This is a genomic window from Streptomyces sp. NBC_01092 (assembly GCF_045039535.1).
GTDB lineage: Bacteria > Actinomycetota > Actinomycetes > Streptomycetales > Streptomycetaceae > Streptomyces.
This window is the reverse complement of record NZ_CP108659.1, coordinates 9,913,312-9,926,064: the sequence shown is the minus strand read 5'-3', so window position 1 is coordinate 9,926,064 and position 12,753 is coordinate 9,913,312. Positions and strand designations below refer to the sequence as shown.

Genomic DNA, 12,753 nt, shown 5'->3' with positions numbered 1-12,753 from the left:
GCGGGCTCTCTCAAGTCGGGCGGGGCGTCAGTCCGAGGTGGTCTCGGCCGCGAGCCGCAGCAGGCTCTCGCCGTCGAGGGCGTCCAGGTCGTGCTGTGCGTGCGGGTCGCCGTCGCCGGTCGGAGTGCCGGTGGTGACGGGGTCGCCGTCGGCGAGTTGCAGGATCAGGTCCAGCAGTCCGGCCTTGCGCAGCCGCGCGGGCGGGATCGCGGCGAGGGCCGCGCGGACCGCGGCGTCCGGGTCGTCGCCGTCGGTGGTGCCCGCGGCGTCCGGGAAGAGCTCGCTGCGCAGGTGGGCGGCGACGGCCGCCGCGTTGGGGTGGTCGAAGACGAGGGAGGCGGGCAGCGCGAGGCCGGTGACGGTCTTGAGCCGGTTACGCAGGTCGACGGCGCTGACGGAGTCGAAGCCGAGGTCGCGCAGGGCGCGTTCGGCGGGCACGGCGTCGGCGCCGGAGTGGCCCAGGGTGGCTGCGGCCTCGGTGCGGACGAGGTCGAGGAGCAGCCGGGTGCGTTCGACGTCCGGCAGATCGGCGAGCCGGTCGCGCAGGCCGCCGGGGCCGTCCTCGGGTTCGGCGTCGTCGGTGGGCCCGGGTTCGGCGGCCGGCGCCAGTTCGGTCAGCAGCGGGCTGGGCCGGGCGGCGGTGAAGGCGGGCAGGAACGCCGCCCAGTCCGTGGCGGTGACGGTCAGGCCGGTCACGTCCTCGTCGAGGGCGCGCTGCAGGGCGGCGAGCGCGGTGTCGGGGTCCATGGGGTGGACGCCGCGGCGCGCGAGTTCGGCGGCGAGGCCGGGTTCGGTGGCCATGCCGGTCTCGCCCCAGGCGCCCCAGGCGACGGAGGTGGCGGGCAGGCCGGTGGCGCGGCGGTGGGCGGCGAGCGCGTCGAGGTAGGCGTTGGCGGCGGCGTAGGCGGGCTGGCCTCCGCTGCCCCAGGAGGCGGCGCCGGAGGAGAACAGGACGAACGCGTCGAGGTCGTGGTCCGCGGTGAGTTCGTGGAGGTGGCGGGCGCCGAGCAGTTTGGCGCCGAGCAGCGTCTGCAGGGTGTCCGGGGTGAGGGCGGTGGTCTCGCTGTCTCCGTCGGAGACGCCGGCGGCGTGGATGACGGTGGTGAGCGGATGCTCGGCGGGCAGGGCGTCGAGGTGGGCGGCGAGCGCGGCACGGTCGGCGGTGTCGCAGGCGGCGACGGTGACGCGGGCGCCGAGCTCGGTGAGCTGCTTGGTGAGGGTGTCGGCGCCGGGGGCGTCCGCGCCGCGCCGGCTCAGGAGCAGCACGTGGGCGGCGCCCCGGGAGACGACCCAGTGGGCGAGGCGGCTGCCCAGGGCACCGGTGCCGCCCGTGACGAGGACGGTGCCGCCGGTGCGCCAGGGCTGCGGCGCGAGGGGCTCCGCGGCCGGGCCTGGACGGCGGGCATCGGTGCCGTTGTCGCCCGTGGCCACGGGCGTGCGGTCGCTGCGCCAGGACTGCGGCGCGGCGGGTTCCCCGGCCGGGACTGGACGACCGGCATGGCTGCCTGTGCCGCTGGTGCGCCAAGGCTGCAGCGCGGCAGGCGTCCCGGCCGGGACGAGCCGGCGGGCGTGGGCTCCGGAGGGGCGCAGGGCCAGCTGGTCCTCGGGGGCGTCGGCGGTGAGCAGCGCGGCGAGCAGGGCGCCGGAGCGGGGGTCGAGGGTGTCCGGCAGGTCGGCCAGGCCGCCCCACAGCGCGGGGTGTTCCAGGGCGGCGACCCGGCCGAGTCCCCACAGGGTGCCCTGGACCGGGTGGCGGACGAGGTCGCCGGGCACGGCGGCGACGGCGTCACGGGTCAGGCACCACAGCCGGGCCCCGGTGGGCCGGTCGGCGAGCGCCTGGAGCAGGGCGACGGTGGCGGCGAGGCCGGCGGGTACCGCCGGGTGGCGGGCGTCGCCCGGTTCCTCGGCGAGGCCCAACAGGGATATCACGATCGGGAGTTGGGCGGGCAGCGCCGAGGCGAGGGTGGTGCGGTCGGCGGTGGCGGGGTCGATGTCCAGGCGGGCGGTGCCGGGTCCCAGGGCGGTGACGACGGCGGCCACCCAGGGGTCGTCGGTGTGCGTGGCCGGGATGACGACGAGGCGCTCGGCGGGCGCCGGCGCGGCGGGAGTGCGCACCGGCTGCCACACCTCGCGGTAGCTCCAGGACGCGGCGAGCGCCCGGCGCCGGGATCGCTGCCGCCAGTCGGCGAGGGCGGGCAGGACGGCGGCCAGCTCGGGCTCACCGGCGCCGGTCTCGGCCGCGAGCCGGGCGGTGTCGGCGTCGTCGACGAGGTCCCAGAAGGCGCTGTCCTCCCCGGCGGCGGCGGCCACCGGGTCGGCTGCGGCGGTGGGCCAGTACCGACGCCGCTGGAAGGGGTAGGTGGGCAGTTCGACCGGGGGTGCGGTGCGGGCGGTGGAGGGGAAGCAGGGCCGCCAGTCGACGGGGAGGCCCGCCGCCCAGCCGGCGGCCGCCGACAGCAGGAAGGCACGGGCGTCGCCGGCCTGACGGCGCACCGATCCGAGGACTACGGCGTCCTCGGCGCCCGCCGCCTCACAGGTCTCACCGATCGCGCCGGCCAGGACCGGGTGCGGGCTGCTCTCGACGAAGACTCGGTGCCCGGCCGCCAGCAGGGCGCGGGTGGCCGCCTCCATGCGCACGGTCCGGCGCAGGTTGCGGTACCAGTAGCCGGCGTCCAGCTCGGTGGTGTCGAGGCGGCCGCCGGTCACCGTGGAGTAGAAGGGGACGCGGGCCGGGCGCGGGCTCAACGGACCCAGGGCGGCGAGGAGTTGATCCTTGACGGTCTCGGTCTGGGGGCCGTGTCCGGCGATGTCGGACTTGACGTCCTTGGTGCGCAGGTTCATGCGGGCGCACAGGTCGCGGAGCTCGTCGAGGGCGCCGGTCTCTCCGGAGACGACGACCGTGGAGGGGCCGTTGAGCACGGCCACGCCGAGCCGTCCGGGCCACGCGTCGAGCAGCGGCTCGACCCGGTCGACGGGCGCGAACACCGTCATCAGCCCACCCAGGCCGCCGAGTTCGAGCATGGTCCGGCCGCGTAGCGCCACCAGCCGGGCCGCCTCTTCCAGGGTGAAGGCGCCGGCCACGTGGGCGGCGGCGATCTCACCCTGCGAGTGGCCGACGACGGCGCCGGGTTCGACGCCGAGGGAGCGCCACAGGGCGGCGAGCGCGACCATCGTCGAGAACAGAGCGGGCTGCACGACATCGGCCCTGTGCAGCGCGTCGGGGTCGTCGCCCTCGCCGCGCAGCAGGTCGACGGGCGAGAAGTCGACGTGGGGGGCGAGGGCGTCGGCGCAGTCGTCGACGCGGGCTCGGAACACCGGTGAGGTGTCGTACAGTTCGCGGCCCATGCCCCACCACTGGGAGCCCTGGCCGGGGAAGACGAACACCGGCCCGGTGGCGCTGTCGGCAGTCGTGCCGCGTACGACGGCGGGGTCCGCGGTTCCGGCGGCCAGGGCGTCCAGGGAGTCGAGGAGCCGGGTGCGGTCGTGGCCGACGAGGACGGCCCGGTGTTCGTGGGCGGCGCGGGTGGTGGCGAGCGACCAGCCGGCCGCCGCGGGCTCGGTCTCGGGCCGCGAGCGCAGGAACGCGCCGGTGCGGGCGGCCTGTTCGGCCAGTGCGGGCGCGGTCCGGGCGGACAGGAGGAGGGGCACGTCGCGGGTGTCGAGCGGCGGTGTCACACCGGCGGCTGCCTCTGCGGCGGGCTGCGCGGACGTGGAGTCGGTCACCGCGGCGGCGCTGCTCGCCTGCTCCAGTACGAGGTGGGCGTTGGTGCCGCTGATGCCGAACGCGGACACGGCGGCGCGGCGCGGGCGTCCGGTGTCGGGCCACTCCTGGGCGGAACGCAGGAGTTCTACGGCGCCCGTGGTCCAGTCGACGCGCGTGGAGGGCGTGTCGGCGTGCAGGGTGCGGGGCAGGCGGCCGTGTTCGAGGGCCAGCACCGTCTTGATGACGCCGACCGCGCCGGCCGCTGCCTGGGTGTGGCCGAGGTTGGACTTCACCGACCCCAGCAGCAGCGGGTGGCCGCGGCTTGGGCCGTAGGCGGCGAGGAGGGCCTCGGCCTCGATGGGGTCGCCGAGCCGGGTGCCGGTGCCGTGCGCCTCGACGGCGTCCACGTCGGCCGGGGTGAGCCCGGCGTCGGCCAGGGCCTCGCGGATGACGCGCTGCTGGGCGGGGCCGTTGGGGGCGGTGAGCCCGTTGGAGGCGCCGTCCTGGTTCACGGCCGACCCGCGGATCACGGCCCGTACCCGATGGCCCCGGCGGCGGGCCTCGCTGAGGCGCTCGACGACGAGGAGGGCGGCGCCCTCGGAGTAGCCGGTGCCGTCGGCGTCCTCGGAGAACGCCTTGGAGCGGCCGTCGCGGGCGATGGCGCCCAGCCGCTGGATGCGGGCGAAGCTCGCCGAGTCGGTCATCACGGTGACGCCGCCGGCGAGGGCGAGCGCGCATTCGCCCGCGCGGACCGCGCGCACCGCCTGGTGCAGGGCGACCAGGGAGGAGGAGCATGCGGTGTCGACGGTGACCGCGGGGCCGTTCAGGCCGAGGGTGTAGGAGACGCGGCCGGACAGGGCGCTGGCGGCGAGGCCGGTGGCGGCGTGACTCTCGGTGCGCTCGGCGGAGCCGCTGACGACATGGGCGTAGTCCTGGCCGTTGCTGCCGACGAACACGCCGGTGCGGGTGCCGCGCAGGGTGTGCGGGTCGATGCCGGCCCGTTCCACGGCCTCCCAGGCGGTCTCCAGCAGCAGCCGCTGCTGCGGGTCCATGGTGACGGCCTCGCGCGGGGAGATCCCGAAGAAGGCGGCGTCGAAGTCGTGGGCGTCGTACAGGAATCCGCCTTCCAGCCGCCCTTCATCCGCGAACTCCGTCAGGTCCCAGCCGCGGTCCCCGGGGAAGGGTCCGATGGCGTCCCGTTCCTCGGCGAGGAGGTCCCACAGCAGCTGCGGGGAGTCGGCGCCGCCGGGCAGTCGGCAGGCCATGCCGACGATGACGACCGGGTCGTCGGCGTCGCTCCGCAGTCCGGGAGCGGCTTCGCGCAGTTCCTCGGCGGTGCCGGTCAGGGCGGCCAGCACGTGGTCGGCGAGTGCGCGGGGCGTCGGGTGGTCGAAGACGACTGCTGCGGTGAGCGGCAGGCCGGTCGCCGAGACGAGCCGGTTGCGCAGCTCGACGGCGGTGAGCGAGTCGAAGCCGGAGGCCCGGAACGCCCGGTCGGGCGGGACGTCGGCGGCCCGACGGTGACCGAGGGCGGCGGCGGCCTCGGCGCGCACCGTGTCCAGGACGAGCGTGGCGTGTTCGGCGGGTGGTGCCGTACGCAGCCGGTCGGCCAGGGCTGTGGTGGCCCCATCCGATGAGCGGTCCGATGCCGGTACGGCGGGGTGGCCGTCGAGGACCGGGCTGCGGCGCGGACCCGCCCGCAGTGCGGCGGCCAGCGGGACGAGGTCGGCGACCAGGAGGGTGGCGTGGGGCTCGGTGGTGGCTTCCAGCAGGGCGGTCAGGGCCAGTTCGGGGTCGAGGCCGCCCAGGCCCGACCGTCGGCCCTGGGCGTCGTCGAGACCTGCGGCCATACCGGCGCCGCGCCAGGCCGCCCAGGCGATCGACACGGCGGGCAGCCCCTCGGCGCGGCGGCGGGCGGCGAGGGCGTCGAGCACGGTGTTGGCCGCCGCGTAGTTGGCCTGGCCCGGGTTGCCGAGGGCTCCGGACACCGACGAGAACAGCACGAACGCCGACAGGTCGTGGCCTCGGGTCAGTTCGTCGAGGTGCAGCGCGGCGGTGGTCTTGGCGCGGAACACGGCGGCGAACCTGGCCGGGGTGAGCCGGTCCAGCACGCCGTCGTCGAGGACTCCGGCGGCGTGCACGACAGCGGTCAGCGGCCGCTCGGCGGGGATCGCGGCGAGGAGGGCGGCGAGCGCGTCCCGGTCGGCGACGTCGCAGGCGGCGATCTCCACCTCGCAGCCGGCTTGGGCCAGTTCACGTCTCAGGTCGTCCGCGCCCGGCGCTTCGGGGCCGCGACGCGAGACCAGCAGCAGACGCTCGGCACCCTCCGCGGCCAGACGGTGCGCGACTTGCGCGCCGAGACCGCCGGTGCCGCCCGTGACGAGGGTGGTGCCGGCCGGACGCCACCCGGTGGGCGCCTCGGGCTCCCGTCGGGGCGCCGGCACGAGCCGCCTGACGAGGGCTCCGGTGGCGCGTACGGCCACCTCGTCCTCGCCGTGCGGGGCCGTGAGGGCGGCCAGCGCGAGGGCGACGGTGTGCGCGGCCGGGTCGTCGGCGGGCAGGTCGAGGAGGCCGCCCCAGCGGTCGGGGATCTCACGGGCGGCGACCCGGCCGAGCCCCCGGACGGCGGACCGTGCGAGGCCGCGGACCCGGTCGCCCTCGGCGGCGGCCACGGCATCGCGGGTCGCACACCACACGGGTGCCCGCAGCCCCGCGTCGCCGGTGGCCTGAAGGACCGTCAGCGCGCCGAGGAGCCCGGCCGGCACGTCCGCGGCGTCGCAGTCCCCGAGCGCGGTGAGGCACAGGACGCCTGCCGGCTCGGTGTCACGCGCCGCGTCCCGCAGCAGGCCGGCGAGCGTGGCGCGGTCGGTGCCGGCGGGGCATCGGACCGGCACGGCCGCCGTGCCGAGGGCGGCGGCCAGTGCGCCGGCCCAGGGGTCGTCGTACTCGGGAAGCAGGAGCAGCCAGGGGCCCGTCGGCTCAGCGGGCGGCGCGAAGGTGTGGGGCTGCCAGTGCTCGCGGTGGCGCAGGGCGTCCAGGGCGGCCCGGCTGCGGTGCCGGGACCGCCAGGACAGCAGGGCGGGTACGACGGACCGGACGGCGTCCTCCGTGACGCCGAGGCGGCCGGCGAGCGCGGCCGGTTCGGTGCGGCCGAGCGCCGACCACAGGTCCGTGCCGTCCGTGTCCCGGGCGGTGTGACGGAAGGGGAAGCGGTCGCGGCGGAAGGGATAGGTGGGCAACGCGACCCGTTCGGCCCCGGTCCCGGCGAACAGGGCCGTGAAGTCGACGGGGACGCCGTGGACGTACAGCCTGGACAGGGCCGTGACGGCGGAGTGCTCCTCGTCGCGGCCGCCGTGCAGCAGGGGTGTGACGACGGCGCCGGGCGGCAGGGTCTCCTGGGCCAGGGCCGCGAGGACACCGCCGGGCCCCACCTCCAGCCAGGCGCCGACACCGTGGCCCGCCAGGGTGCGCACACCGTCGGCGAAGCGGACGGTCTCGCGCAGATGGCGTACCCAGTAGTCGGGGGTGGTCAGTTCGCCGGGTGCCGCGAGCCGTCCGGTGACGTTGGAGACGACGGGCAGGGCGGGTTCGGCGAAGGACAGCTGCGCGACGGCCGTGCGGAACGGGTCGAGGGCGGGATCCATCAGCGGTGAGTGGAAGGCGTGCGAGACCCGCAGGCGTGCGGTGCGGTGCCCGGCCTCGGTCAGCCGGGCCGCGACGGCGTCCACCGCCTCCTCGGGTCCGGAGAGGACCACGGACCGCGGCCCGTTGACCGCACCGAGGACGACACCGTCGGTGAGCAGCGGGCGGACCTCGTCCTCGGCGGCGGCCACGGCGACCATCGCGCCGCCGGCCGGCAGGTCCTGCATCAGGCGGGCCCGTGCGGACACCAGGCGGCAGGCGTCGGGCAGGGACAGCACGCCGGCGACGTGGGCGGCGGCTATCTCGCCGACGGAGTGGCCCATGACGTACTCGGGGCGTACGCCCCAGGAGAGCACGAGCCGGTACAGGGCGACCTCGACGGCGAACAGCGCGGGCTGCGCGAACTCCGTGCGGTGCAGGGTCTCCTCGTCCTCGCCCCACATCGCCGACCGCACGCGGTGATCGAACTCGGCGAGGACCTCGTCCAGAGCGGCGGCGAACACCGGGAAACGTGCGGCGAGTTCGCGTCCCATGCCGGGGCGCTGGCTGCCCTGCCCGGAGAACAGTACGGCGACGGGCGGCTCCACGCCCTCGCCCGCGACCGCCTCGGCGAGCGGCGGGGCGCCCTCGCCGGAGCCGAGCAGGACGGCCCGGTGCTCGAACGAGGACCGTCCGGTGGCGAGCGAGTGGCCGACGTCGAGCGGGTCCCGCCCGGCGGCTGCCTCCCGCACACGAGCCACCTGGTCCGCGAGGGCGTCGGCGTCGCGGGCGGACAGCGGCCAGGGAACCGCGCCCATGGGCAACGGGCTGTCCTGGGCCGCCGGTTGCGATGCGAGGGCATCGGCCGCTTCCAGGACGACGTGGGCGTTGGTGCCACTGATGCCGAACGCGGACACGGCGGCCCGTCGGGGGCGGCCGGTGCGCGGCCAGTCGGCGGGCTCCCGCAGCAGTTCGACGCGGCCGGCGGTCCACTCGACGGCGCCGGTCGGCTCGTCGGCGTGCAGGGTGCGCGGCAGCCTGCCGTGCCGCATCGCCAGCACCGTCTTGATGACCCCGGCGACGCCCGCGGCGGCCTGGGTGTGCCCGATGTTGGACTTCAACGAGCCGAGCAGCAGGGGCCGTTCGCGGTCCTGGCCGTAGGTGGCGAGCAGTGCGGACGCCTCGACGGGGTCGCCGAGCCGGGTGCCGGTGCCGTGCGCCTCGACGGCGTCCACGTCGGCCGGGGTGAGCCCGGCGGCGGCGAGGGCCTGCAGGATGACCTGCTGCTGGGCCCGGCCGCTGGGCGCGGTCAGGCCGTTGGAGGCGCCGTCGGAGTTGACGGCGGTGCCCCGTACGAGCGCCAGGACCGGGTGCCCGTGGCGGCGGGCGTCGGACAGGCGCTCCACGACGAGGACGGCGACGCCCTCGGACCAGCCGGTGCCGTCGGCGTCCGCGGAGAACGCCTTGCAGCGGCCGTCGGGAGCGAGGCCGCCCTGTCTGCTGAACTCGGTGAAGACGGCCGGGTCGGACAGCACGGTGACGCCGCCGACGACGGCGAGTTCGCTCTCGCCGGTCCGCAGGGCCTGCACGGCGGTGTGCAGGGCGACCAGCGAGGAGGAGCAGGCCGTGTCGACGGTCAGGGCCGGGCCTTCGAGGCCGAGGACGTAGGCGAGTCGGCCGGACAGGACGCTCGCGGCGGTGCCGGTCATGACATGGCCCGCGCCGTCACCGGGGCCGGGCCGGCCCGAGTCCCACTGGTAGGTGCCCGCGTACACGCCGGTGCGGCTGCCGCGCAGGGACTGCGGGTCGATGCCGGCGTTCTCCAGGGCCTCCCAGGCGACTTCGAGGAACAGCCGCTGCTGCGGGTCCATCGTGGCCGCCTCGCGGGGCGAGATACCGAAGAACTCCGCGTCGAAGGCGTCGGCCCCGCCGAGGAACCCCCCGCCGCGCGCGGCGGACTCGGCGAGCAGCGCCGTCAGGTCCCAGCCGCGGTCGGCGGGGAAGCCGGTGACGGCGTCCGTGCCGGTGTCGACGAGCCGCCACAGGTCGTCCGGCGAGGTGATGTCCCCGGGCAGGCGGCAGCCCATGCCGACCACGGCGACGGGGTCGTCGGCGGGTGCTCCGGGGGCGCGGTCGGTCTCGAGTTCCTCGATGCGCCGGTGGGCACGGCGCAGCTCGGCCGTGACCCGTCGGAGGTAGTCGACGACCGTGTCCTGCTGCTCTTCCTGCACGGGATGTCCCATCGCGTCGGCGGGCGTTCGTGGCCTGCGGTGAGGGGTGGGCGCCGGTCAGCGGACCGGGAACTCCTTGTCGATGAGGTCCAGGAGCCGGTCGACGGGGGCGGCGGCGATGTCGGTGGCGTCCGCCGTGCCGTTGGTGCCGTTCACGTGGCGTCCCGGTACGTCACCGAGGTCGGCCAGCAGTGCCTGAAGGCGGTGGACCGCCCGGCGCCTGGCGGGGTGGTCGTCGGGCAGTTCGCGCAGGGCCTGTTCGAAGCCGGTGGGCCACTCGGGCAGGGCGCGCGGTGTCTCGTCCAGGTGCTCGGCGAGCCGGGCGGCGAGCGCGGCCGGGGTGGGCTGGTCGTAGAACAGGGTGGTGGGCAGGTCGAGGCCGGTGGCGCGGCCGAGGCGGATCCGCAGCTCGGTCTCGGCGTAGGAGTCGAGGCCCAGGGAGCGCAGGGCGACGCGGGGTTCGACGCGTCCGGGGTTCGCGTGCCCGAGGACGGCGGCGGCCTCGGCGCGCACCAGGGTGAGCAGCGCGCGGACCCGGCGCGGGCCGGTGAGGGCCCGCAGCGCGGCCGGTTCGGCGGCGCGCCGGTCGTCGTCCCTGGCCGGGGCGGGCGGGTACGGCGCCGGGTGCGCGGGGGTGGGCCAGTGACGTTCGCGCTGGAAGGGGTACGTGGGCAGTTCGGTGCGGCGGGCTCCGGTGCCCGTGAACAGGGCGGGCCAGTGCACGTCGCTGCCGGTGACGTGGAGCCGGGCGAGCGCGGTGAGCAGGGCCGTCTCCGGGTCGGTGCCGGAGCGCTGGGCGGCGACGGTCACCACGCCGGTCCACGCGAGCAGTTCGACGGTGCTCGCGGTGAGGGTGGCGTCGGTGCCCACTTCGAGGAACGTGTGGACGCCCGCGTCGCGCAGGGCGGTGACGACGTCGGCGAACCGTACGGTGTCGCTGACGTGCCGGCTCCAGTGGGCGGGCGAGGCGAGGTCGGTGCCGGTGACGCGGGCGCCGGTGAGGGCGGACACGACCGGGATGCGCAGGGTGCGCGGTTCGAGTCCGGCCAGTTCGCTGCGGAACTCCGCCAGGGCGTCGGCCACGAGCGGGGAGTGCAGTCCGTGCGGGGCGGGGAGCGCGGTGGTGGCGCGGCCCTCGGCCGCGAAGGCGTCGGCGATGCGGGTGACTTCGTCGGCTTCGCCCGAGAGCACGATGCGGTCGGGGCCGTCCACGGCGGCGATGGCGACGTGCGCGGTGAGCAGCGGTGCCACTTCGGCCTCGGTGGCGCGTACGGCGACGGTGGCGGCGGGCTTGAGCCGCTCGGCCAGCCGGACCCGGGCGGCCACGACACGGCAGGCCTCGGTGAGGGACAGCGCGCCCGCGACATGGGCGGCGGCCACCTCGCCGAGCCCGTGTCCGGCGACGTAGGCGGGCGTCCGGCCGACGGACTCCAGGAGCCGGAAGAGGGCGATCTCGTGGGCGAACAGCAGGGGTTCGGCGCTGTGGCCCGAGTCGAGCTCGGGCAGCAGCCGGTCGAAGGCGTCACGTACGGCGTCGAAGGCGCGCGCGAACACCGGGAACCGCTCGGCGAGGGCGCGGGTCCGTGCGGCGTGCGGGCCGCTCCGTCCGGCGAACAGCACGGCGGACAGGCCGGGTTCGGCGACGCAGCGGGCCACGGTGGGTGTGCCGTCGGCGCAGGCCAGCAGGACGGTGCGGTGCGGCAGCGCGGTGGCGCGGCCGGTGGCCAGCGAGTGGGCGATGTCGGCCCGCGCCCGGTCGTCGGCGGGCTCCAGACGGCGCAGCCGGGCGACCGCCGCGTCCAGGGCGTTCGCGGACCGCGCGGAGACCACCCAGGGCACGATGTGCGGACTGCCGGCGGGTTCCTCGGCCGGGGCGGGGGCGGGCGGTGCCTGTTCGAGGACGACATGGGCGTTGCTGCCGCCGATGCCGAAGGAGGAGACGGCGGCGCGGCGCGGCCTGCCGGTGGCGGGCCAGTCGGTGGTCTCGCGCAGCAGCAGCGCCGAGCCGGCGGACCAGTCGACGGCCGGAGTGGGCTCGGACAGGTGCGGGGTGGCGGGCAGGACCGCGTGCCGCAGTGCGAGAACGGTTTTGATGAGGCCGGCGATGCCGGCGGCGGCCTGGGCGTGCCCGATGTTGGCCTTCACGGAGCCGATGAGCAGCGGGTGTTCACGCTCACGCCCGTAGGTGGCGAGGAGGGCCTCGGCCTCGACGGGGTCGCCGACGCGGGTTCCGGTGCCGTGCGCCTCCACGGCGTCGACGTCGCCGGGGCCGAGCCCCGCGTCGCCCAGGGCCAGGGTGATCAGCTCGCGCTGGGCGGCGCCGCTCGGCTCGGTCAGCCGGTCGGTGGCGCCGTCGGCGTTGACGGCGGTGCCGCGGATGAGGGCGAGGACGGGGTGGCCGTTCAGCCTGGCGTCGGAGAGGCGCTCCAGGACGAGGACGCCGACGCCCTCGGCCCAGGCGGTGCCGTCGGCGTCGGCGGAGAACGGCTTGCAGCGGCCGTCGGGGGCGAGGCCGCCCTGCCGGGCGTAGCCGACGAGGCTGCGCGGCGTGGACAGCACGTTGGCCCCGCCGGCCAGGGCGAGCGTGCACTCCCCCGCGCGCAGGGCACGGACCGCGCAGTGCAGCGCGGTCAGCGAGGAGGAGGACGCGGTGTCGAGGGTGAGCGCGGGGCCGCGCAGCCCGAGGACATGGGCGAGGCGGCCGGAGGCGACGCCGGGGGCGGTGCCGGTGACGGCGTTCGCGGCGGCGTCCTCGGCGGCGCGTGCGGTGACCAGGGCGTAGTCCTCGCCGCTGACGCCGACGTAGACGCCGGTGCGGGTGCCGTGCAGCGACAGCGGGTCGATGCCGGCCCGCTCCACGGCCTCCCAGGCGGTCTCCAGGAGCAGCCGCTGCTGGGGGTCGGTGGCGACGGCCTCGCGGGGCGAGAGTCCGAAGAAGCCGGCGTCGAAGTCGGCGACGCCGTCGAGGAATCCGCCGCGCCGGGGCACGGCGCCCGGGTCGGGGCCGTCGAGGGCGTCCGGGTCCCAGCCCCGGTCGGCGGGCAGCGGGCCGGTGGCGTCACCGGCCCCGAGGAGCAGCTCCCACAGCCCCTCGGGGTCGGTGATCCCGCCGGGCAGTCGGCAGGCCATGGCGACGACCGCGACCGGCTCGGCGGCGACCGGGTCGTGCAGGTCGAAGAACTCCAGTCCGGACAGGAT

Annotated in this window: 2 pseudogenes; both read right to left on the bottom strand. The window is 76.8% G+C overall.

Features of this window, described 5'->3' with window-relative positions:
• Nucleotides 1-27: 27 nt before the first annotated feature.
• Nucleotides 28-9,504, bottom strand: a pseudogene (locus OG254_RS44490) (type I polyketide synthase); the annotation flags it as partial.
• A gap of 108 nt (nt 9,505-9,612) precedes the next feature.
• Nucleotides 9,613-12,711 (bottom strand): annotated as a pseudogene (locus OG254_RS44485) (type I polyketide synthase); the annotation flags it as partial.
• Nucleotides 12,712-12,753 lie beyond the last annotated feature (42 nt).